21 protein-coding genes are annotated in these 22,172 nt (G+C 41.0%); 14 read left to right on the forward strand and 7 right to left on the reverse strand.

Going from position 1 to position 22,172, the window contains the following annotated elements; translation table 11 throughout:
* Position 1: 1 nt before the first annotated feature.
* The 3 genes from B4C48_RS06005 (at position 2) to B4C48_RS06015 (ending at position 3,468) form a co-directional block, all read left to right on the forward strand.
* A complete protein-coding gene (locus tag B4C48_RS06005) occupies positions 2 to 1,063 on the forward strand; it encodes a sulfate/molybdate ABC transporter ATP-binding protein (RefSeq protein ID WP_291354703.1) in 1,062 nt (353 codons plus the stop codon).
* 53 nt (positions 1,064 to 1,116) lie between these two features.
* Positions 1,117 to 2,040: a CysB family HTH-type transcriptional regulator gene (locus B4C48_RS06010; protein ID WP_291354704.1), complete on the forward strand. Its 924-nt coding sequence runs from the start codon at positions 1,117 to 1,119 to the stop codon at positions 2,038 to 2,040.
* A 231-nt stretch (positions 2,041 to 2,271) separates the two neighbouring features.
* Positions 2,272 to 3,468, forward strand: coding sequence for an OmpP1/FadL family transporter (locus B4C48_RS06015; RefSeq protein ID WP_291354705.1), 1,197 nt, complete (start codon positions 2,272 to 2,274; stop codon positions 3,466 to 3,468).
* Positions 3,469 to 3,549: 81 nt separating this feature from the next.
* Here B4C48_RS06015 and carO read toward each other — a convergent pair whose 3' ends face one another.
* A complete protein-coding gene (carO, locus tag B4C48_RS06020; protein ID WP_291354706.1) occupies positions 3,550 to 4,278 on the reverse strand; it encodes an ornithine uptake porin CarO in 729 nt (242 codons plus the stop codon).
* Between the two features lie 303 nt (positions 4,279 to 4,581).
* Between carO and dapD the strand changes: the two genes are divergently transcribed.
* The 5 genes from dapD to B4C48_RS06045 all read left to right on the forward strand — a co-directional run bounded on the left by dapD (position 4,582) and on the right by B4C48_RS06045 (position 7,987).
* Positions 4,582 to 5,403, forward strand: coding sequence for a 2,3,4,5-tetrahydropyridine-2,6-dicarboxylate N-succinyltransferase (dapD, locus tag B4C48_RS06025; protein ID WP_291354707.1), 822 nt, complete (start codon positions 4,582 to 4,584; stop codon positions 5,401 to 5,403).
* A gap of 124 nt (positions 5,404 to 5,527) precedes the next feature.
* Positions 5,528 to 6,238, forward strand: coding sequence for a 7-carboxy-7-deazaguanine synthase QueE (gene queE, locus B4C48_RS06030; protein ID WP_291354708.1), 711 nt, complete (start codon positions 5,528 to 5,530; stop codon positions 6,236 to 6,238).
* Between the two features lie 41 nt (positions 6,239 to 6,279).
* The gene (gene queC, locus B4C48_RS06035; RefSeq protein WP_291354709.1) at positions 6,280 to 6,951 is read left to right on the forward strand and encodes a 7-cyano-7-deazaguanine synthase QueC; all 672 of its coding nucleotides are present in this window, start codon (positions 6,280 to 6,282) and stop codon (positions 6,949 to 6,951) included.
* Positions 6,952 to 6,964: 13 nt separating this feature from the next.
* The gene (locus B4C48_RS06040) at positions 6,965 to 7,378 is read left to right on the forward strand and encodes a hypothetical protein (RefSeq protein ID WP_291354710.1); all 414 of its coding nucleotides are present in this window, start codon (positions 6,965 to 6,967) and stop codon (positions 7,376 to 7,378) included.
* Positions 7,379 to 7,528: 150 nt separating this feature from the next.
* On the forward strand, positions 7,529 to 7,987 hold the full coding sequence (locus B4C48_RS06045; protein WP_291354711.1) for a peroxiredoxin: 459 nt from the start codon (positions 7,529 to 7,531) through the stop codon (positions 7,985 to 7,987).
* Positions 7,988 to 8,036: 49 nt separating this feature from the next.
* Here B4C48_RS06045 and B4C48_RS06050 read toward each other — a convergent pair whose 3' ends face one another.
* Positions 8,037 to 8,636, reverse strand: a complete 600-nt coding sequence (locus tag B4C48_RS06050) for a LysE/ArgO family amino acid transporter (protein ID WP_291354712.1) — start codon at positions 8,634 to 8,636, stop codon at positions 8,037 to 8,039.
* A gap of 115 nt (positions 8,637 to 8,751) precedes the next feature.
* Between B4C48_RS06050 and B4C48_RS06055 the strand changes: the two genes are divergently transcribed.
* Positions 8,752 to 9,642 carry a LysR family transcriptional regulator ArgP gene (locus tag B4C48_RS06055; RefSeq protein ID WP_291354713.1) on the forward strand — a complete coding sequence of 297 codons (891 nt, stop codon included), beginning with the start codon at positions 8,752 to 8,754 and terminating at the stop codon, positions 9,640 to 9,642.
* 41 nt (positions 9,643 to 9,683) lie between these two features.
* Here B4C48_RS06055 and B4C48_RS06060 read toward each other — a convergent pair whose 3' ends face one another.
* On the reverse strand, positions 9,684 to 10,253 hold the full coding sequence (locus B4C48_RS06060) for a YceI family protein (protein WP_291354714.1): 570 nt from the start codon (positions 10,251 to 10,253) through the stop codon (positions 9,684 to 9,686).
* Positions 10,254 to 10,304: 51 nt separating this feature from the next.
* Positions 10,305 to 10,880 (reverse strand): nicotinate-nicotinamide nucleotide adenylyltransferase, encoded by a 576-nt coding sequence (locus B4C48_RS06065; RefSeq protein ID WP_291354715.1) that lies wholly within the window; start codon positions 10,878 to 10,880, stop codon positions 10,305 to 10,307.
* Between the two features lie 104 nt (positions 10,881 to 10,984).
* Here B4C48_RS06065 and B4C48_RS06070 point away from each other — a divergent pair, with 104 nt between their 5' ends.
* The 3 genes from B4C48_RS06070 (at position 10,985) to B4C48_RS06080 (ending at position 13,491) form a co-directional block, all read left to right on the forward strand.
* The gene (locus tag B4C48_RS06070) at positions 10,985 to 11,785 is read left to right on the forward strand and encodes an enoyl-CoA hydratase-related protein (RefSeq protein ID WP_291354716.1); all 801 of its coding nucleotides are present in this window, start codon (positions 10,985 to 10,987) and stop codon (positions 11,783 to 11,785) included.
* Positions 11,786 to 11,891: 106 nt separating this feature from the next.
* Positions 11,892 to 12,659 carry a nitroreductase family protein gene (locus B4C48_RS06075; protein WP_291354717.1) on the forward strand — a complete coding sequence of 256 codons (768 nt, stop codon included), beginning with the start codon at positions 11,892 to 11,894 and terminating at the stop codon, positions 12,657 to 12,659.
* 181 nt (positions 12,660 to 12,840) lie between these two features.
* A complete protein-coding gene (locus tag B4C48_RS06080) occupies positions 12,841 to 13,491 on the forward strand; it encodes a hypothetical protein (protein ID WP_291354718.1) in 651 nt (216 codons plus the stop codon).
* A gap of 232 nt (positions 13,492 to 13,723) precedes the next feature.
* On the opposite strand, the gene B4C48_RS06085 is transcribed toward B4C48_RS06080, so the two are convergent.
* Entirely contained in the window at positions 13,724 to 14,041 is a 318-nt protein-coding gene (locus tag B4C48_RS06085) for a YqfO family protein (RefSeq protein WP_291354719.1), read from the reverse strand.
* A 374-nt stretch (positions 14,042 to 14,415) separates the two neighbouring features.
* On the opposite strand from B4C48_RS06085, the gene B4C48_RS06090 reads away from it, so the two are divergent.
* Together B4C48_RS06090 and B4C48_RS06095 are read left to right on the forward strand one after the other, a co-directional pair.
* Complete coding sequence (locus B4C48_RS06090) at positions 14,416 to 16,920, forward strand: acyl-CoA dehydrogenase (protein WP_291354720.1); 2,505 nt, start codon at positions 14,416 to 14,418, stop codon at positions 16,918 to 16,920.
* Positions 16,921 to 17,063: 143 nt separating this feature from the next.
* Complete coding sequence (locus B4C48_RS06095; RefSeq protein ID WP_291354721.1) at positions 17,064 to 17,699, forward strand: hypothetical protein; 636 nt, start codon at positions 17,064 to 17,066, stop codon at positions 17,697 to 17,699.
* A gap of 213 nt (positions 17,700 to 17,912) precedes the next feature.
* Here B4C48_RS06095 and B4C48_RS06100 read toward each other — a convergent pair whose 3' ends face one another.
* Positions 17,913 to 18,044, reverse strand: coding sequence for a KGW motif small protein (locus tag B4C48_RS06100; RefSeq protein WP_291354722.1), 132 nt, complete (start codon positions 18,042 to 18,044; stop codon positions 17,913 to 17,915).
* Between the two features lie 222 nt (positions 18,045 to 18,266).
* Complete coding sequence (gene purL / locus B4C48_RS06105; protein ID WP_291354723.1) at positions 18,267 to 22,100, reverse strand: phosphoribosylformylglycinamidine synthase; 3,834 nt, start codon at positions 22,098 to 22,100, stop codon at positions 18,267 to 18,269.
* Between the last annotated feature and the right edge of the window lie 72 nt (positions 22,101 to 22,172).

The raw sequence follows: 22,172 nt of genomic DNA on the forward strand, positions 1-22,172 counted from the left end.
CATGAGTATTCAAGTTAAAAATATTGAAAAACACTTTGGTGCATTCCATGCACTTAAAAACATTTCACTAAATTTTCCAGATGGTCAGCTGGTGGCATTACTCGGTCCATCTGGCTGTGGCAAAACCACACTGCTGCGTATTATTGCAGGGCTGGAATCAGCCGATGGCGGTCAAGTCATTCTAGAAGGCGAAGATGCAACAGATGTGCATGTGCGTGAACGTGAAGTCGGCTTTGTATTCCAGCATTATGCCTTGTTCCGTCATATGACTGTATTTGACAATATTGCTTTTGGTCTGCGGGTTCGTCCGCGCAAAACCCGTCCATCAGAAGCTGAAATTAAAAAACGTGTCACCCGTTTGCTTGATCTGGTTCAGTTGGGCTTTTTGGCGGACCGTTATCCTGCGCAACTCTCTGGTGGTCAACGTCAGCGTATTGCCTTGGCACGTGCTTTAGCCGTTGAACCTCGCGTATTACTGCTCGATGAACCGTTTGGCGCACTTGATGCCAAAGTGCGTAAAGAACTACGCCGCTGGTTACGTACCCTGCATGATGAATTGCACATTACTTCTATTTTTGTAACCCATGATCAAGAAGAAGCTTTAGAAGTGGCTGACCAGATCGTGGTGATGAATAAAGGCAATGTTGAACAGATTGGTTCACCTCGTGAAGTGTATGAAAAACCGGCAACGCCGTTCGTATTCGACTTCCTCGGTCAAGCCAACCGTTTTGAAGGGCAAAACCAGCAAGGCATCATTCAGATTGGGGATGACCGTCTGCAACTGCCACAGGTGAAAAATGCTCCGCAAGGGAATGTGATTGCCTTTGCCCGTCCAAATGAACTGCGTATTCATGCAACACCACAGGAAAATGCCATTCAGGCCACTTTCCTGCGCGAAATCTGGATTGCCGGTAAAGTTCTGGCTGAACTTCAAGATCGTCAAGGCAATTTAATTGAAATTTCGCTTAACTCGGACGAAGCGAAACTACACCAATTCAAACCAAATCAAACCGTGTGGTTAAGTCCAACAGCATTGCATCTGTTTGCAAACGATGTCGCTTAATAACAAATAGATGGGGCAAAAACAGCCCCATCCTCTTTAGGGTAAACAGCATTATGAATTTCCAACAATTAAGAATTATTCGAGAAACCGTTAGACAAAACTTTAATTTAACCGAAGCTTCGGCAGCACTTTACACCTCACAATCAGGGGTGAGTAAACACATCAAAGATTTAGAAGATGAACTGGGGGTACAGCTGTTTATCCGTAAAGGTAAACGTTTATTGGGCTTGACTGAACCGGGTCAGTCTTTACTCGGTATTGTTGAGCGCATGCTGGTCGATGCAGACAATATTAAACGTCTGGCAGATGACTTTAACCGCGTTGATGAAGGTACCTTGACCATTGCCACCACACATACCCAGGCGCGTTATGTGTTGCCGCCCATTGTGAACCAGTTTAAAAAAGAATTTCCGAAAGTTCACTTGATTTTGCAACAGGCGAGCCCGGTTGAAATTACCGAAATGTTGCTTCAGGGTGAAGCGGATATTGGCATTGCGACCGAATCCCTCACCACAGAAGAAAATCTGGCCAGTGTGCCTTACTACAACTGGCAGCACAGTATTATTACACCGAAAGACCATGCGCTTGCCCACAAAGCAGACATCACGCTGGAAGACTTGGCGCAATATCCGATTATTACCTACCATGGCGGTTTCACAGGTCGTTCTAAAATTGACAAAGCCTTTGAAGATGCAGGTATTGATGTCGATATTGTCATGTCAGCACTGGATGCCGATGTCATCAAAACCTATGTCGAACTGAACATGGGGGTCGGTATAGTCAATAATGTTGCCTATGATGCTGAACGTGACTATCGTTTAAAGCAAATTCCAACTGATATCTTTGGTGTAAATACCACCTGGATTGCGGTGCGCAAAGGTCATTTGCTACGCGGTTATGGTTATGAGTTTATTTCACTGTGCTCGCCAGAAGCTGACATTAAAGCACTGAAAAAAGTGGCTTATCCAGAAGACTAATTATTCCATTTTTTCTAAAATCAGGGATATAAAAATATCCCTTTTTTTATTGATATTTTTACGCAACCTAATTCAAAACAATCATTTAAATATCAAAAACTTCAAACAACACTTGCCGATTATGCCTAAAATCAAATAAAGTAAAACATTGGATAAAAAACATTCAATTTCATGTTTATATTTATACTTTTTACAGACATTGAATCATTAAAAAATTAATTGAGGGTATCTATGAAAGCTACGGCATTCGGCATCAGTCTTGGTATTTTCATGCCTGGCTACCTCTATGCTGCGGCACTGGAAACCTCTAACCAGTCCATCGCATCTTTTTTACAACCCGATCATTATGCCGAGTTCTCAACAGCCATTATAAAAGCCAAAATTTCTGGCAAAACCTATCGACCAGACCCGAATAACCCATCCACATCTAGTGAAATTTCGACCCACAATTTTGCCAACACCTTTTATGTTTCGAATCTCGCATTAAAATTACAAGTACACCCGAATTGGTCTTTTGGGCTGATTTACGATCAACCTTTTGGTACAGATATCGGCTACGCTTTAGAACCGATTAACACCAGTCCTGCCGATTTAGTCAATGCTGTAGATTTTGAATTGAATACCCATAATTTAACCGCCCTGTTCGGTTATCAGCCTAATCCATCCTGGAATTTGTACACAGGATTAAGCTATCAAACCCTGGACACTCAGCTGAAAATTTCAGGACAATCTATGGGAATACTGGCCGATTATGTTGCAGATACCGATCAAGATTCAGGCCTAGGCTGGTTAACCGGAATCAGCTATCAAATACCGGAATATGCCCTAAAAACCTCACTCACCTATCGTTCTAAAATTCGACATCAACCGCAATTTTATGAACAAACTTTTTCTACTCCTGCAATTCCGGCCTTGAATTTAAGCTTTAAACAGCCTATCAACATCGAAACCCCTCAGTCCCTGAACTTCGAGTTTCAATCGGGAATCACTCCGCGTAATCTGCTCTATACTTCATTACGTTGGGTGAATTGGGAAAAATTTAAAATGATTTCTCCCCTAATGAGTTCAAGTGCACCTACATCGGTCAATTTGGTGGATTATCAAAAAAATCAGCTTTCTGCAACCTTGGGACTGGCCCATATATTCAATGAGCAATGGACCGGAGCTCTAGATATAGGACTGGATTCAGGTATTGGCAATCCAGCTTCCACTTTAAGTCCTTCGGATGATTACTATAGTCTGGGTGTCGGTGGTTTTTATAATCTGAACTCTAATTTATTTATTGCCGCGGGGATTAAATATTTTAGCCTTAACAAAGCCAAAGTTGAGCAGGATCAAGATGGTTCAGGCAGTTTATTTGGTGTGTTGTCTTCACTAGACAATAACCGGGCGGTTGCCTATGGATTCAAGATGGGTTATCGCTTTTAACTCAAAATAGTTTAAGTTTAAATAGCTTAATTTTGGAAAAATAAAAAACGAGCCGAAGCTCGTTTTTTATTGCCTGAAAGATTAGAAGCGGAAACTTACACCCAGTTTAGCAACTGGTAGCCACTCGTATTTATTGTCATTTTCAATATCACGCTCTTCTTGCTCAACTGCAGAGATAAAATCTACCCCTGGTTGCGTAGTTACAGCAGTACCAGTCGCAGTTAAATTAGCTTGTGGGTTACCGTTGTAATAAGCACCGATTTCACCAAATACCCCCCAACGATTGGTAATTGCTGGTGAGAAACCGATACCTACATATGGAGCCAAATTGTTTTTATACGATAATTGACCACTGATATTTGCTCCACCAGTGCCAGCTACGAAGTCCGTACCGTTCACTGTGAATCCTTCAGAAGCACCTACACGACGTTGGATATCGTAATCGTTATCAATATAACCGACACCAGCAGCCATATAGAACCAGTTTGCCCAAGGACGGATTTCAGCGTTTAAATAGGTTAGATTGTTTTCCATATCTAAATCATATTCTGATCCATTAATAGATAGATCATCCGACCAAGAAATATCACCGCCGTTATAACCTAAAGTTACACCAACATACGGATTGGCACTCCAAGAAATAGCACCACCATAACCTGTTGTACCAACCTCAGCACGAACTGAGCCTGGTTTAAAGAAAGAGAATTCAGCAACGCCATCATTCGTTACTATTGTTTCATCTGCTGCCATAACAGAGCTAGCTGCTGTAGCTAATACAGAAATCGCCAAAATTTTATGTAAAGTTTTCATTATTTCTCTCCTCAAAAATAACTTTTTTTTCATCATTAATACTATTTATGATGAGTTAACTATAAATGAGTTTATGACCACTTTTTACCCACGTTTTGCTCATGTTTTGTTATTTTTTGATACATATTTATTTTCTTTTTGATAAACAAGTTATTTTTAAGTTTAAAATTTAACTTTAATTTCATTTTATTAATATTTTATAATTCTAATTTATGATTAATTCCGATCCAAAGCCACTTTTTCATCTATTTCTGTCTCAATATAGTGTAAAATCTTGAAAATTTTTTTTCTGGAAGGAAGATCATGTCTCAGCTTTCAACAATCATTGAACAAGCGTTTGAAGACCGTGCGAATTTCACAGCAGCGGATTGCTCACCTGAAATTCGTCAAGCCGTTGAAGAAGTCATTGCTGGCCTGGACAATGGTAGCTTACGTGTTGCTGAAAAAATCGAAGGTGAATGGGTTGTTCATCAGTGGATTAAGAAAGCTGTATTGTTATCCTTCAAATTGAATGATAACAAACCAATGGAAGCATGTGATCTTCGTTTCTACGACAAAGTCGACACTAAATTTGCTGATTGGACTGAAGAACAGTTTAAAGCTGCTGGCGTACGTGTAGTACCTCCTGCTGTGGCACGTAAAGGTTCTTTCCAGGCGAAAAACGTAGTATTGATGCCTTCTTATGTGAACATCGGTGCATATGTAGATGAAGGTACCATGGTCGATACATGGGCGACTGTGGGTTCATGTGCACAAATCGGTAAAAATGTTCACTTGTCTGGTGGTGTAGGTATTGGTGGTGTTCTTGAGCCACTTCAAGCGAACCCAACCATTATTGAAGACAACTGCTTCATTGGTGCACGTTCTGAAATCGTTGAAGGCGTGATTGTAGAAGAAGGTTCTGTGATTTCAATGGGCGTATTCATTGGTCAATCTACTAAAATCTTTGATCGTGAAACTGGCGAAATCCATTACGGCCGCGTTCCTGCAGGTTCTGTAGTCGTATCTGGTAGTCTTCCATCTAAATGTGGTACTTACAGCCTATATGCTGCAATTATCGTGAAAAAAGTAGATGCGAAAACCCGTGCGAAAACCAGCCTGAACGATCTACTTCGCGAAGACTAGGTCTTAAATTTTTAGGAACTTAATATTCCTCAGAGCTTTAGTCGCTCTTCGTCTCTACGGTTAGCAATAGCCGTAGGGATTTTTATTTTTATACCCTATCTATCCTGAGTTGGATTATGTTGTTATGAGTACTCTTCGATCTTCCGCTATTCCTGTTTCCGATCCGTCTGCGGGGTTACGTATTACGGAGATTTTCTATTCATTACAAGGTGAAGCCAGCGCCGCAGGATTACCGACCGTATTTATCCGTTTAACCGGTTGCCCTTTACGTTGTACGTATTGTGATACTACTTATTCTTTTGAAGGTGGTGAGCGCAAATCTTTAGACGACATTATTCAAACCACACTCGATTTTAAAACACCTTATATTTGTGTGACCGGTGGTGAACCATTGGCACAGCCTAACGCCCTGCCATTGATGCAGCGTTTAGCCGACTTGGGCTGTGAAGTATCTTTAGAGACCAGTGGTGCTTTAGATGTGTCTAAGGTAGATCCGCGAGTTTCTAAAGTACTCGATTTAAAAACGCCAACTTCTGGAGAAGTTGCGCGAAATTTGCTTAGTAATCTCGATCATTTAACCCGGCACGACCAAATCAAGTTTGTGATTTGTAACCGTGAAGACTATGAATGGTCAAAACAGCAAGTTGAACAATACACACTGGCCGACAAAGTCAGCACCGTCTGGTTCTCACCCGCTTTTGCTGTAGAAAAAGGCGCGGTGAAGTTACCGCAACTTGCGCGTGATTTGGCTCAATGGATTTTAGATGACCATCTCCCTGTTCGTTTCCAGTTGCAATTACATAAATTGCTCTGGAACGATGAAACCGGTCGTTAATCTGTTTTGTTTTTAAATACCTATTTTTTGGAGATTTGGATATGCGCCCTCGTGCCATAGTTTTGTTATCTGGCGGCTTAGACTCAACAACTTGTTTGGCTTGGGCGCAAGCACGTTATGAATGTATTGCTTTAAGTTTCATGTATGGTCAGCGTTCAACCACTGAACTGGATGCCGCTCGAGCATTAACCCAGCGTGCTGGTGTCGAACATCGTGTGATTAATATCGATTTGGGTAACCTCGGTGGCTCTGCGTTAACAGACCATAACATTGATGTACCCGAACAGGAACAAGAAGGTATTCCTGTAACTTATGTTCCAGCACGTAACACAATATTTCTGTCTTATGCGCTCGCCGCAGCCGAAGTTTTTGGTGCAGAAGCAATTGTGATTGGTATCAATGCCGTTGATTATTCAGGCTATCCTGACTGTCGCCCTGAATTTATTGATGCTTTTGAACGCATGGCGCGCTTGGCAACCAAGGTGGGTGTAGAAGGAAAACCTCTTAAATTTGAAACACCTTTGTTACATTTATCCAAAGCAAATATCATTCGCTTAGGTATAGAACATGGCGTAGACTATAGTCAAACGGTGTCTTGCTACCAAGCAGACGACCAAGGACGTGCTTGTGGTAAATGCGATAGTTGCCGCTTACGTAAACAGGGTTTTGCTGACGCGGGTATCGCCGATCCGACACGTTATATACCGTCATAACAGGGTACAGTACATGAAAAATTTGAAGTCAAACATTATTCTTTCTACATTGGTTTCTGCGGTTGCATTGATGGCTACTGCTTCAAATGCAGCTGAAACAAATAAGCTTCAAGAGGCTTATAAAAGCACTAATGTAAAATCTGCTTTAATTAATGTTTGTAAAGAAGAAACTGGCAAAGGTAAAAAACTTAGCTCAGCTGAAGTAAGCAAATACTGTTCTTGTGCAGTGGAAGCTGATGGCCGTTTAACCAATGCTCAAAAATGGGAAATCCAAAGTACCATTAACCAGAAGAAAAGCCCTGCAACTTTAGCTTTTGTACAAAAACAAAATAAAGATCTTCAAGCTTGTTTTGGTCCACAGTTAACAGGCAAACTTAAAAGCTTGACTGAAGAAGCAATGAAATCTGCTCAACAGCCTAAAAAATAAGCTGACTTAGATTGAATAAGAGCCTGCACTTGCAGGCTTTTTTATATTTTAAAATTCATTATCAGTTGTGCATTAAATGCTTAAAAGTCGTTATCATTAACTGATAACTTCAAGATCAATATGACAATTTAACTTTATAAGGATCAATGCATGTCTGCTATTACCCTGCCCAATCAAATTTTTCCAACTACCACTGGAGAAATCAACCTAACTGAAATGCCAACAGAATGGCTGATTGTGTATTTTTATCCCAAAGATTCTACGCCCGGCTGTACCACTCAGGCGATTGGTTTCTCGTGCCTGAAAGACCAGTTTGATGCCTTAAATACCACTATTCTTGGGATTTCACGTGATTCTGTAAAAGCCCATCAGAACTTCACTGAAAAACAGAATTTGAGCATTAATCTGATTAGCGACAAAGAAGAAGTATTATGTAAAATCTTTGATGTGATTAAAGAAAAGAACATGTATGGCAAACAGGTGATGGGCATTGAACGCTCAACCTTTATTTTCCATAATGGCAAACTCGTCAAAGAATACCGTAAAGTCAAAGCAGCGGGTCATGCTGAACAAGTGCTGGAAGACTTAAAAGCATTACAAGCAGCTTAAATTCTTTCTTAAAAAAGGCATTCATTTCCTAATGCCTTTTTTTATTTATTTAGCTCATTAAAGAAATGGCAATCGACCACATTACGCAGCCAATCAGCACGTCCAATATTTTCCACGCTTGTGGACGTTGAAATATAGGCTGTAACAACCGCGCAGCATAACCCAAGCTAAAAAAGAACAGGAATGATGCCGTGATAGCCCCTAAGGCAAAATATAATTGCGTGTTCGGATATTGAGTCGAAATTGAACCCAGTAATACCACCGTATCCAGGTACACATGTGGATTCAGCCAAGTTAGTCCTAAACAGATCAACACCACCTTGCCTAAAGAAGGCACATGGTTTTGACTGGCCTCTAAACGCTGTTCACTTTTCCAGGCCTGATAAAAGTGCTGTGCGCCATATATAAACAAGAATGTTGCCCCGAAATACTTGGCAATATTTAGCCAATCGGGATGCAATAGAACCAGTTCTGAAAACCCCAATACACCTGCTGCAATCAATATGGCATCAGACAAGGCACAACACAGGCAAATGGCAAAAACATGTTGCTGTTTTAAGCCCTGTTTCAATACAAATGCATTTTGTGCACCAATCGGTAGAATAAGACTTAAACCCATGGCAAAACCGTGTACGGCACTGTTCAACATAACTACTTAACTTAAATAATTTAAAAATCTTGTCCTGAATTATCACCGCTTAAAATACAAATTAAGTATGATTAAGAAAATATCAGTTTTACTAAGTTTTTCTTAGATTACATTTATGCTCTCAAATAAATCATGCGAAGCTTTTCTTGCCGTAGCTGAATCCGGCAGTTTTGAAGAAGCCGCTCAACAGCTTTGCATTACTGCATCTGCGGTAACCTTACGCGTGCAAAGCTTGGAAAAAGATTTGGGACAGATTTTACTGCTGCGCGAACGTCCATGTCGGGTCACTCAAGCGGGTCAAAAGCTGTTAGAGCATTTACAGCATCAACGATTACGTGAACAGAATCTTCTGCAACAATTCATGGGACAATCCAGTCAGCATGAATTTCATCAATTCAGTATTGCCACCAATGCCGACTCTTTATCGACCTGGCTGCTCAAAGTCCTGCAAACCACATTAATCAAGCATAAAATTGCCTTAAAACTGTCGCTGGATGATCAGACCCAAACCCATCAGCTACTTGAAACCGGTCTGGTCAATGCGTGTATCTCGACTGAATCAACTGCCATGAAAGGCTGTGAAGTGCATTACCTGGGACAGATGACTTATCGCATGGTAGCCACACCTTCTTTTGTAGAAAAGTGGTTTAAAGATGGCATTTATCGTGATGCGTTAAGACAGGCCCCTGCGATTATTTTTAATGATAAAGATTTGATGCATCATCAGGTGATTCTGAATTTGTTTGGATTAAACCAGCAAAGCTATTCACATTATTTTATTCCTTCTTCTACCGCTTTTTTAGAAGCAGTGCATCTGGATTTAGGTTTTGGTTTGTTGCCTGAATATCAAATTGGTGATGATCTGCAGACCGGGAAATTGATGGAAATTATGCCAAACGCCAAAACCGAGATGAAACTGTATTGGCATCACTGGAAGCAGCAATCTGTGCTACTGCAACAATTGACGATTGACCTGCTCGAAAAGGCTCAACAGCAGATGAATTAAAAAATAGACGTTAGTAGATATTTTATGACAAATCCGGCAGCTTATTTGAGCTGCCATTGTCCAGATACTTTAATATTGACTTTCTCCCCGATCCCGCCAAATGCTTTTTTCATGCCAAAATCACTGCGCTTAACCAGAGTGGTAGCTTCTACATCCATGAGTTTTGGATCAGATGGATTAGGTTCTAGGGAGGTATCCAAAATCACCGGCCGGGTGATACCGCGCAGAGTCAGATCCCCTTTGATCTTATATTGATTATTCCCTAAAGGTACAAATTCATGACTGTTAAAAGTCGCGTTTGGGTATTTATCTGCATAAAATAAATCTTCACCCAAAATCATATTTTTCAGGGAAGGCTTACTCAAACTTAGGCTATTTACATGCAGTACAAACTGGGCCGAAGCATTTTCTGGTCTTGCAGGATCAAAGCTCATGCCAGACTGAACCCGCTGAAATTTTCCTTTTACAATAGACAAACCCATCGACTTCACATCAAAGCCCACATAGGTTTGTGGAGTCAGTGTCCACTCCTGTGCATGAACCTGCACAACAATACTTAGATTGATTACACTGGCAATCAAAACACTTTGTAAGGTGGTTTGGATATTCATCTTATCCACTCCTGGGTCGTGGCAATGCTCTGCCTCGACCTAGAAGCTTACTTAAGATTGTTCCAGATTGGTTTTATCTTGTGTCAGGTATTTGTGCTGCAATTGTTGATAAGTGGAGGTATTCTGAAATTTGTGTAAAAACTCGCTGGTACCGAATGGAAAAGCAGATTCAATAATTTCACCACGATAATACGCTTCACGTAGCGGCGTGGCTGAAATTGCCCCAACCAGACTTTCCAGTTCCACCATTTGCCACTCTGGGAACAGCTTAAGATAATAAGAAGATTCATCCTTAAAATGACCAATTAAGCCGACTTTTGCTTCAGGCTCTACCATATCCGCCACCAAAGATTGCACCAGTTGTTGCCATTTTTGATCATCATAAACATCAATCACATGCACAAACTTAATTCGCTTCTGATCTGCTTCTGAAAAATTGGACAAAATCATTTGTTCGCGTTCAGCAGCACTAAAAGGATTTTTAATATTGCGTTCATTCTGCGCAGAACCGAGTGCCAAAATCACATTCTGACTTTGCTCTAAAGCGATTTTAATCGTTTGCATATGTGCCAGATGAAAAGGCTGAAAGCGACCAATGAAAACCAGATAATCAAATGTATAGTTCATAACAGATCAAGTTTTTTATGACTCGTGAGTTGTGCCGCCCCAATAAATATGCGACATAATAAACGCCATAAAATCAAATTAAATTTTAAAGCAAGGATAGTACGATGACACTGAGCTGTATTCAACAACCACATCAACATTTAAATGCGAATTTAGACAATGGCGTACTGACCTTAGCCATTGATCGTCCTGAAGCTAAAAATGCGTTATACACTGAATTGTATTTAAAAATTGCTCAGGCGCTGGATGAAGCCGATCAGGATAAAGACGTTCGGGTAGTGATTTTACGTGGTTCTGATGCTGATTTCAGTGCTGGTAACGATATGCAGGATTTCATGAAATCTGTAGCACAAAAAGGTCAGGCTCCGGCTTCGGAAGGTGCGCCTTTTATTTTGCTTAAATCTGCTGCAAAATTTTCCAAGCCTTTAATTGCTGCGGTTCGTGGTGTTGCAATTGGTATCGGGGTAACGATTTTACTGCATGCTGACTTGGTTTATAGTGATAACACTGCTCTATTTCAGATTCCGTTTGTGAGCTTGGGTCTATCGCCTGAAGGCGCTTCAAGCAAATTACTGGTTGAGCAGGCAGGTTACCACAAAGCTGCAGAGTTGCTTTTAACAGCTCAAAAATTTAACAGCGAAACTGCTGTTGCTGCAAATTTAGTTAATAGTATTGAAGAAGATGTCTATGCGACTGCCGCAAAAAAAGCTGCTCAGTTGTCTGCCCTGCCATTGGCTTCATTAGTACAATCCAAAGCCTTAATGAAACATAATCTCGATGAGATTGTGCAATGGATTGATCATGAAGCTGAAATTTTCATGAATCGCGTAGGCTCACCTGAAATGATGGAAGCTGTTTCTGCATTCATGCAAAAGCGTAAACCAGATTTTACCCAATTTAATTAATTGTTTGTATTGTTAAATGAAAATCCACTGAATGATGACATTATTTGGTGGCTTTATGCTTTTTAATAGATATAAATTTCAAGTTTTAAAAGCTGAGTAGATAAAGATGACCCAATCAAACGATACCCAAACTGAAAAGAAACGTTATTATGAGCCAGCTCCGACAGATATTGATGTCGAAAACTTTAAAAAAGTTGTGCAAAGCCGTCGTTCGGTACGTAAATTTACCAAAAAGCCCATTCCTGCGGAAGTGCTAGATGACTGTTTAGACCTTGCTTTGCTTGCGCCAAACTCATCCAATTTACAGCCTTGGACTTTTTATGTAGTGCAGACCCCTTCCAAAAAGAAACAACTGGTCAAAGCCTGTTTAAGCCAGCTTGCAGCAAAAACAGCATCAGAATTAATTGTCTGTATCGCACGTACCGACCGTATTGATGAAATGGCGAAGATGAATATTTCTGAGTTTCCATTTCCTGAAGCACCTGCTGCGGTGCAGAAGTATTACAAATATATTCCATATAATTATAAAACCGGTTATTTCAATGCCTTGGGTAACTTTAAGAAAGTTGCTTTCAAAATTGCTCGTACGCTGGATAAGCAGTTGCCAGTGACTGCTTTTAACCCAGCAGATGCAAGACTTTGGGCAAGCAAAACTACAGCTTTGGCTTGTGAAAATCTGGTATTAGCCTTGCGTGCGTATGGTTTTGATAGCTGTATGATGGAAGGTTTTGATGAGCCGATGGTTCGTGAAATTTTGGAATTAAATGATGAGCAATATCCGGTTATGGTGATTGGTGCAGGTGAACGGGCTAAAGACGGCGTGTTCTTCCCGCAGTATCGTTTTGATCGTGAGTTATTTATTCAGAAGGTTTAAGTTGAAACCTGGTATTTATAGACATTAAATACTTTAATCGGATAGATATGTTGTGACATGGATGTCACGTAATTTATTCTTTATTTGCTAAGGTCTGTAACGGGAGATAGATCTCAACTGAATCAAAGCCAATTACAAAACAGCACTTACCTTTAAAGCAGTATGTTGGATTAAAAGAAAAATGAAAACAATATTAATAATGAGTAATTTATTTATTTTAAGTGGTTGTCAAACAATTGCACCCACTATGAAAAATAGTATTATCTTTGAAATGAATAATCAATATTGGCCAAACCATAGCATAATTTACAAAAACAACTGGCCTGAATGTGGCAATTTATCGGGCACACCAGATGTGATAAAAAAGCAAAAATATATTACTACCTATAGTAGCTGTAAAGTATCTCCTAAAGGTTATGTGCCTGAACAAATTATTATTGAATATGCGCCTTGGTTAACATATGAGGAACAGCAAAAAATTCCTGAACTGAAAGGAAAAAAAGTTATAATTACTGGTGATAGAGTAACCCCTTATGGTATTACGAAAGATGCCTTTCTAGGTAAAGATGAAAATGCTCTTAAATACAATACAACCATTCTTAAGAAAAATATTGAATCTGCTATCGACAAACTTCCCCCTTCTGCATGGAAACGGATTGTACTTACCCCACCTAAAGAAGTACAAAAATATAAGTATCAGGTTCCCGAAGGTAAAGGCAACCGTAGTCGAGGTAAAGAGATTCATTACCTCATCTCCCTAAATCCAGATGGTAGCTACGATATAGAAACCAAATTGTACTGGGTCTCAAAATATCAAGATAAATGGAATTGATCTTCTATTATAAGCATACGGTAAACCCGTTTGATTTCAGGCGAGCTTCTAATTGTGCACAGCAATTTCTCAATCTATCTCATTTTTTAAGTCGAAGTCTTTTCAGCACATCACTCAGATAAGTATAGAAATCCAGTCCCTTCAGTTTGGCTGAATGGATTAAGGCTGTGTTTAAAGCTCCTATTCTTATAGATGTCTCCCACACTCGAATTTAATATCATAAAAAATTATATTAATGATTAACTTCTATTATCTGTATAAACTCAAACGCTGGCTCTTCATAAGGATGGCTAGCCTTGAGTGCTTTTGCCACATTGGATGCTTGATCTTCAGGAACAATGGTTTCTACCCGCCATTCCTCCACCTGTTCTAGTTCTCCGACTTCCCCAATAAACGGATTGGCCCCTTTCACTGGTTTAAACTGTCCTGTACCCAAAACCTGCCAGGCACAATGCTCATAATTGCCAATCCCACCTGCACCCGCTTGAAACACGGCGTTTTTGGTTGATTCCAGATGAGATTCAGGAACGTAATAGATCAGTTTAAGCATTCCGATATTTCTCCAAATTTATTGATTGTTATAGTAATACTACATACGCACGCATCTTTCTGTATGATTTATTACTTATTCAAAAATAATAAAAATCTAAATAGATAAAGATACAAGCCGTTATTACTTTTCGTGACATTTCTCTTACAGTTCAATCTTTTACACTGTTCAAAAAACACTCTATTTTAAAAACAAGATTTAATTTTATAAATTCGGGATGGAAGTTTTTCATTCATCTTCCGGTCTTAACAACAATATTTTTATTACACCTAAAGTCATTCCAATAAAACAGTGCGAGAAGTGATCTTGCGATTTTCAGATACCCTTTCCTGTTTCTCTGACTTTGATCTGGTGTAAGCAACTGGAGAAAATAAATGCTATTCATCATCAGTGTGCTTATTCAATTTTTTACAATCTGGGCAGTTTTCTTTTTTGCATTGAGCCGTAATACCGGGGCAATTACAACCATTATCGTTGCAGTAGTCACTGCCTTTATTAGCCCATGGTCGCTGATTTTTGGTATTCCGCTCATCCTCATCAGTTTAATTGTGATGATTGATTCATTACGAATGGCATTGATTACCAAACCTGCCTATAAGGCTCTGGCGAATGCCATGCCGACAATGAGCACTACTGAGCGCGAAGCTCTGGATGCGGGCACCAGTTGGTGGGAAAAAGACCTTTTTATGGGAGCACCCGACTGGTCCAAATTTGAAAGCTATCCTTATCCTACACTTTCTCCAGAAGAACAGTCTTTTTTAGATCATGAAGTCGCACAGTTATGCAGCATGCTAAATGACTGGGATATTCATCATCACTATAAAGACTTGCCGCCTGAAGCATGGACCTACATTCGCGAAAATGGTTTTCTAGGTCTGATTATTCCCAAAGAATATGGCGGACGTGCCTTTAGTTCATTTGCGCAAAGCCGGATTATGAGCAAAATTGCCTCGCGCTCATTGACCGCTGCCGTGAGTTGTATGGTACCTAACTCTTTAGGACCGGGCGAGTTGCTGCTGCATTATGGGACTGAAGAACAAAAAAACAGATATTTACCCGGCCTAGCCAAAGGTGATGAAATCCCCTGTTTTGGTCTCACCAGTCCAGAAGCTGGTTCAGACGCCGGTGCAATTCCAGATACCGGTGTTGTCTGTTATGGCGAATTTGAAGGTCAGCAAGTGCTTGGCCTACGCATGAATTTTTCTAAACGCTGGATTACCCTTGCTCCAATTGCGACCGTTATTGGTCTAGCTTTTAAGCTGTATGATCCGGATGGATTATTGGGTGATAAAAATAAGATGGAATACGGCATTACCTGTGCCCTGATTCCTGCCAGTCACGAGGGCGTAAAAGTGGGAGCACGGCACAATCCCGGTTCCCCTTTTATGAACGGAACAGTAGATGGCAAGGATGTATTCATTCCACTGGACTGGATTATTGGCGGTGCTGAAAATATTGGTAAAGGCTGGCGTATGCTGATGGAATGTCTGGCCGTCGGTCGTGGTATTTCCTTACCTGCCTTATCGACCGCTGCAAGTGAAGTAACATATTTGACCGTAGGTGCCTTTGCCAAAATCCGTCAGCAATTTAAGATTTCAGTCGGTAAATTTGAAGGCGTGCAGGAAGCGACCAGTGATATTGCCAGTGATACCTATATGCTTGAAGCCTTCCGTTATTTGGTCACTTGTGGATTAAATCAAGGTGGTAAGCCGGCTGTTATGACCGCAATGGCAAAATATTACGCCACTGAAACCATGCGCCACGTCGTCAATCATGGCATGGATGTGGTCGGTGGTCGTGCCGTGCAAATGGGACCGCGTAATTTCCTAGCTTTGTATTATCAAGCTATTCCCGTATCGATTACCGTTGAAGGCGCTAACATACTCAGTCGTTCTTTAATGATTTTTGGTCAGGGTTCGATGCGTTGTCATCCTTATCTGTTTGAGGAATTGCAACTGCTGCAAGCCAAGGATAAAGAATCTACCTTAGCTACCTTTAACGATATGCTGTTCAAACATTTAGGCTATACCTTTAACCGGACTGCGCGCGCCTTTGCTTATGGCTATGTGGGTGGCTCATCTGATGCACCAAAAAGTGTTGATGACTTTACTCGCCCCTACTACAAGATTATTAACCGTTTAAGTACTAACTTTTCGCTAACTGCCGATATGTGTTTAGGTTTGCTTGCGGGAGATATTAAACGCAAAGAAATGCTTTCCGGGCGCTTGGCTGATATTCATGCCAATCTGTTTATAAGCACGGCTATTCTTAAATATTATGAGCATGGCAAAAAAACGGAAGCTGAACAGGTTCATGCCAAACTGGCCCTGGAAAAATCCCTGTTTAACGCTCAAGAAGCTTTTTATGGTCTGTTTGCCAACTTCCCTGTCGGCATTGCTGCTGGCTTAGTCAAGTTTATTTGCTTCCCGCTCGGTCGTCCTGTTAATAAACCAAGCGATGCGTTGAAACAACAGGCTGGCGAGATCATTATGCAGGACAATGCTTTCCGCGATGAACTGAAAAAACACGTGTTCTATAACACAGCAGAAGACGATGTTACTGGCCGTATGGAATCGACCTTTAACATGTTGCTTGAGTTAGAGCCACTGTGGGACAAGTTCAAGAAAGCGGAATCGAAAGGGAAATTTAAAGGTTTAACTTTTGATGAACGTATTAGCAATGCGGTTGAGACAGGTTTTATTACTCAACAGGAAGCCTCCAGTCTACTGAGCTATAATGCCAAACGTTACGACAGTATGCTGACCGACGTTTTTGATTCTGAGCTTGATCAGACTTTGGAACTGGAAAATCCTTATAATGATGAGGAAGAGTCCGCGCCTATGCCTGATCCAAAACAGCAAGAACCATTATCTCCATAAAAATTTTAGAAATAAAAAACGGCTTGTTGAGGCCGTTTTTTTATAGTTACCATTCTAGTAAGTTACTGAATCTGAGTATTCAAACTTTATCGAAGTTTAGTTATGATCTTTTCAGTCATAATTACCTATAAGAAAGATGAGCTGTGTCTAATAAACAAAATATTAATGAAATAGCCTTATCAACTGCAGAAAATATTGCTGATGAGTTAATTTTTAAATCAGCAACAACATTCGTTGAAGATTTAGCTAAATCAGTTCCTGTTGCTTCAGTAGTGCTAGGATTAACAAAAGCGATATCCAACTATAAGACTGCAAAAGATCAACGCCAATTATTAGCTTTTATTCAAGAAGCTCAAAATACTGATCGAGGCTTTATAGAAAAATTCTTTAAAGATAAAAACAATACTGAATTAGGTTTTGAAATTCTAGGAATTCTTGATCAAACTTATTTAGAAAAACAAGCTAAGATGATTGCTCGCTCCACTAAACTATTTAAGGATCAAATAATTTCAAAGCAACAATTTGATCAATATACTTATATAGTTACTAAGCTAAATAATTATCTTATAAACCTTTTACAGGAACTCTATTCCCTAAAAACTAATAAAGAATATCCAGAATTTGAGTTTGATATTTCTAATCCCAATATGGAATTGGTTAGTTTTCAATTTTTAATAGAAGTTGAATCCCCATTAGTACTTGATGGTAAAACAAAAATTGCTCGATATAAACGTACAGATGAGTTTTGTAATTTTTATGAAAACGTTTTCAAAAACTAAATCACATGACTTGCGACATGGATGTCGCACATTTGGCAGAGATACAAGGATGTATCTTCTGCCAAATAAAAGGGTTTTGTTACTTTTGACCTTTCAAAAGTAAAACCTCGCTTACGCATTATTAATTAAAAATTTGTACAATGAGCGCGGCTATAAATATCAATATTGAAGTCATAAAAAACCACCTCACGGTGGCTTTTTCAATTTAAAAATTTAAGAACCTTGAAGCAAATAGCTACCAATCAAAAATAGCATTTGCAGCCCAACAACTGCCATAAAAAACATCCAGCCTTTCTTACGTAAAGTCGCTTTATCAAGCGTTGTATATGTCACAGTTTTTGGCATTGTGTCACCTCACTTAGAGATTCAATCCTGAACTTATATTGAGTAAACCATCTTTCTTTTATATTGCATCATCATTGTGCATAAAACACACAAATTATTTTTCACTCCAATATAAAAGCAAAATCCAAACCAAGTCCAGCGGGAGAAATAAAAATCAAATTAAAAATAAGTACAAAATAAAAAAGCCACCCGAAGGTGGCTTTTTTAGCATCTTAGGGAAGATTAACCAATGAACTTACGTGCATTGCGGAACATGCGTAACCATGCACCATCTTCAGTCCATTCCTCAGGCTTCCAGGAATGCTGGATTGCACGGAAGTTACGTTCAGGGTGCGGCATCATAATCGTTGCACGACCGTCTTTCGACGTCACCCCAGTAATCGCTTCTGGTGAACCGTTCGGGTTCAATGGATATTGTTGGGTAGGATTACCGAAGCTGTCTACATAACGTAGGCTGACTTGGTTGCCTGCATTTAACGCTGCAATTTTGTCTTCAGTCGCAACCACACGACCTTCACCATGCGCAACTGCGATTGGTAAAATCGAACCTTCCATACCATCTAACAAAATCGAGTGAGATTTTTCAACACGAACGTTAACCGCACGCGCTTCAAACACTTCAGAAGTGTTGCGGTGGAAACGTGGCCAAGCATCCGCACCCGGAATCAGCGGAGCCAATTGCGACAACATTTGACAACCGTTACAGATACCCAAAGAGAAGGTTTCTTGACGATGGAAGAATTTCTCGAACTGGTCACGCAGTTTAGGATTGAACAAGACTGATTTCGCCCAGCCACCGCCTGCACCCATGACGTCACCGTAAGAGAAACCGCCACAAGCCACAATACCTTCAAAGTCATCCAGGCTGATACGGCCAGCAAGCAAGTCGCTCATGTGAACATCGACAGTGTTGAAGCCCACTTTGTCGAATGCCGCAGCCATTTCTACATGACCGTTCACGCCCTGTTCACGCAAAATCACCATGTTTGGACGACGTGAATTAATAAACGGCGCTTCAACCGGTTCATTTAGGTCAAATGTCGGCTGAGCAATAATACCTTTGTGGTTCTTGTCGGTAATTAAAGCAAATTCAGAATCCGCAGTTTCAACGTTGTCACGCAAGCGTTGAATTTGATGTGATACTTCAGTCCAAGCCACTTGCAGGTCAGCACGTTCAAGCACTAAACCATTGATAGACAATTGGTCAGAATTGTTTACTGTACCTACTACAGAAATTGCATCTTTTAAGCTAGATGCTGCAGCTTCTGCTTGAAGTTCTGCCCAATCGCTAGTTGCGATTTGAAGTACAGCACCAATTTCTTCGGCGAATAAAGCTTCAGTCGATTGATCTTCAAGTGCTACACCCAAACGTGAAGCGAACATCATTTCTGCAACAGTCGCTAACAAACCGCCATCACCGATGTCATGGTAAGCCTTGATCAAGCCACGGTTATTCCAGTCTTGAACCAAAGCAAAGAAGGCTTTGAAGTCATCGAAGCTATCAACGTCAGGTGTTACAGAACCAATCGCTTTATAGACTTGCGCCAGGATCGAACCGCCTAGACGGAACTGACCTTTGGAAAGATCGATACGTACCAGCACTGAATCTTCATTTTTCAGTTCAGGGGTCAAAGTTTTGCGTACATCAGTCACCGGTGCAAATGCTGTGATCACGCCAGACATTGGAGATGTTACGGCTTTATTTTCGCCTTCATCATTCCAAGTGGTACGCATAGACAATGAGTCTTTACCGACTGGAATCGCGATGCCTAAAGCCGGACACATTTCCATACCGATGGCTTTTACGCCTTCGAACAATGCCTGATCTTCACCCGGTTGACCGGCAGCAGCCATCCAGTTTGCAGACAATTTAATGTCGCTAATCTGCTCGATTTTTGCAGACATGATGTTCGAGATTGATTCAGCCACAGCCAAACGTGCAGATGCGGCAGGATTTAACAATGCAACCGGTGGACGCTCACCCATCGCCATTGCTTCACCAGTGAAGCCGACTAAACTTGTAGTTGTCACTGCAGCATCCGCTACAGGAACTTGCCAAGGACCGACCATCTGGTCACGTGCCACCATACCGGTAATTGAACGGTCACCGATGGTGATCAGGAATGATTTAGACGCAACTGTCGGGTTTTTAAGAACGCGGAAGATTGCGTCTTTTAAATCAACATTTGCAGCGGTGAAGTCATCGCCTGTACGTTCGATGGTCTCAAAAGTACGGCTCATGCGTGGTGTACCACCCAGCATCACCTGCATTGGCATATCCACCGCTTTATTTTCAAACAATGGATCTTCAACAGTTAAGTGACGTGCTTCAGTTGCTTCACCCAACACTGCAAACGGACAACGTTCACGTGCACACAATGATTCAAACAGGCTTAAAGAACTTGGACGAATCGCCAATACATAACGTTCTTGCGCTTCATTCGACCAGATTTCCATTGGAGACATGCCTGGCTCAAGTGATGGAATCTTACGCAGGTCAAGCACTGCACCTAATTCATGGTCATTTACCAATTCAGGCATGGCATTTGAGATACCGCCCGCACCAACGTCATGTACAGACACGATCGGGTTGAAATCTTCCATGCGCCAGCAGGCATCAATTACTTCCTGGCAACGGCGTTCCATTTCCGGGTTTTCACGCTGTACAGAAGCGAAATCCAGGTTTTCACCCAATTTACCGCTATCTACAGAAGATGCTGCACCACCACCAAGACCGATCAGCATTGCAGGACCACCAAGAACGATTAACAGGTCGCCCGGTTGAATCGCATCTTTTTCAACATGGTCAGGACGGATGTTACCGTAACCACCGGCGATCATGATTGGTTTATGGAAACCTTTCACTTCACCATTGACGTTTTGTTCGAAAGTACGGAAGTAACCGTTTAACGCAGGACGACCAAATTCGTTGTTAAACGCAGCACCACCTAATGGCCCTTCAATCATGATTTGAAGTGGTGATGCCATACGTGATGGCTTGCCGTAATTTTCTTCCCAAGGCTGTTCAAAGCCTGGAATGTTCAGGTTAGACACAGTGAAACCGGTTAAACCTGCTTTCGGTTTACCACCACGACCCGTTGCGCCTTCATCACGGATTTCACCGCCCGAACCGGTCGCAGCACCGGCAAATGGTGCAATTGCTGTTGGATGGTTGTGGGTTTCCACTTTCATCAGGATGTGAGCCGCTTGGCTCTTGTATTTATAAACGTGGTGACCGGTTTCATTGTCTTTTTTAGGATAGAAACGCTGCGTGTCAAAGCCCACGATCACAGAAGCGTTGTCTTTATATGCCGACAATACGTCTGTTGGAGATTCTTTATAAGTGTTCTTGATCATCTGGAACAATGATAATGGCTGTTTTTCGCCATCAATGGTCCATTCAGAACCAAAGATTTTATGACGGCAATGCTCAGAGTTGGCTTGAGCAAACATCATCAGTTCGATGTCGTGCGGATTGCGACCCAGCTTGTTAAATGCTGCGGTTAAATAATCAATTTCTTCATCAGACAAGGCAAAACCAAATTCAGAATTAGCTTTAACCAGTGCTGCTTTACCTTGACCTAAAATATCAATGCTATTTAAAGGTTTTGGTGCAGTTTCAACAAATAAAGCCGCAGCGTCATCAATATGATTGAACACGCTTTCAGTCATACGGTCATGTAAAACCTGTTTAACTTCATTCGATACTTCAGAAATACCCTTTAAAGTAAACAAAACACCGCGTTCTAGGCGGTGTATCGGAGTATTACAGTTGGCAAAAATATCAGTCGCTTTAGAAGACCACGGCGAAATCGTGCCTAAACGTGGCGTTACAAGAATCTGAATTTCATCACTTGCTGCCTGGCGAACTTCAAAAGAAGCACCATCATTTAATAGTTGTAATGCAGATTGATGCTGCTGCTCGTTGAGCGCTTGATCAAACAGATAAATCCATTGACTTTCAATTGATTGAACAGAACTCATTGACGCGAGACGGTTTAAGAGTTGAGTTTTCTTAAAAGAAGAGTGTGCTGGTGCACCGGCCACGATAAACATGCTGATTTTGGCTCCACGGGCAGGTCTATTGGACCATACCGCCAATGTGACTTAGAGAGAGCGCATATTCTA

This window comes from Acinetobacter sp. UBA3106 (genome assembly GCA_002365595.1).
Lineage (GTDB): Bacteria > Pseudomonadota > Gammaproteobacteria > Pseudomonadales > Moraxellaceae > Acinetobacter.

Coding starts and splice junctions, on each gene's coding strand:
- carO (WP_291354706.1), bottom strand. CDS start 4,278: ATGAAAACTTTACATAAAATTTTGGCGATTTCTGTATTAGCTACAGCA.
- B4C48_RS06040 (WP_291354710.1), top strand. CDS start 6,965: ATGAAAAATTTGAAGTCAAACATTATTCTTTCTACATTGGTTTCTGCG.
- B4C48_RS06085 (WP_291354719.1), bottom strand. CDS start 14,041: ATGCTTAAACTGATCTATTACGTTCCTGAATCTCATCTGGAATCAACC.
- B4C48_RS06090 (WP_291354720.1), top strand. CDS start 14,416: ATGCTATTCATCATCAGTGTGCTTATTCAATTTTTTACAATCTGGGCA.
- queE (WP_291354708.1), top strand. CDS start 5,528: ATGAGTACTCTTCGATCTTCCGCTATTCCTGTTTCCGATCCGTCTGCG.
- B4C48_RS06075 (WP_291354717.1), top strand. CDS start 11,892: ATGACCCAATCAAACGATACCCAAACTGAAAAGAAACGTTATTATGAG.
- B4C48_RS06015 (WP_291354705.1), top strand. CDS start 2,272: ATGAAAGCTACGGCATTCGGCATCAGTCTTGGTATTTTCATGCCTGGC.
- dapD (WP_291354707.1), top strand. CDS start 4,582: ATGTCTCAGCTTTCAACAATCATTGAACAAGCGTTTGAAGACCGTGCG.
- B4C48_RS06100 (WP_291354722.1), bottom strand. CDS start 18,044: ATGCCAAAAACTGTGACATATACAACGCTTGATAAAGCGACTTTACGT.
- B4C48_RS06050 (WP_291354712.1), bottom strand. CDS start 8,636: ATGTTGAACAGTGCCGTACACGGTTTTGCCATGGGTTTAAGTCTTATT.
- B4C48_RS06010 (WP_291354704.1), top strand. CDS start 1,117: ATGAATTTCCAACAATTAAGAATTATTCGAGAAACCGTTAGACAAAAC.
- B4C48_RS06045 (WP_291354711.1), top strand. CDS start 7,529: ATGTCTGCTATTACCCTGCCCAATCAAATTTTTCCAACTACCACTGGA.
- B4C48_RS06070 (WP_291354716.1), top strand. CDS start 10,985: ATGACACTGAGCTGTATTCAACAACCACATCAACATTTAAATGCGAAT.
- B4C48_RS06060 (WP_291354714.1), bottom strand. CDS start 10,253: ATGAATATCCAAACCACCTTACAAAGTGTTTTGATTGCCAGTGTAATC.
- purL (WP_291354723.1), bottom strand. CDS start 22,100: ATGTTTATCGTGGCCGGTGCACCAGCACACTCTTCTTTTAAGAAAACT.
- B4C48_RS06065 (WP_291354715.1), bottom strand. CDS start 10,880: ATGAACTATACATTTGATTATCTGGTTTTCATTGGTCGCTTTCAGCCT.
- B4C48_RS06080 (WP_291354718.1), top strand. CDS start 12,841: ATGAAAACAATATTAATAATGAGTAATTTATTTATTTTAAGTGGTTGT.
- B4C48_RS06005 (WP_291354703.1), top strand. CDS start 2: ATGAGTATTCAAGTTAAAAATATTGAAAAACACTTTGGTGCATTCCAT.
- queC (WP_291354709.1), top strand. CDS start 6,280: ATGCGCCCTCGTGCCATAGTTTTGTTATCTGGCGGCTTAGACTCAACA.
- B4C48_RS06055 (WP_291354713.1), top strand. CDS start 8,752: ATGCTCTCAAATAAATCATGCGAAGCTTTTCTTGCCGTAGCTGAATCC.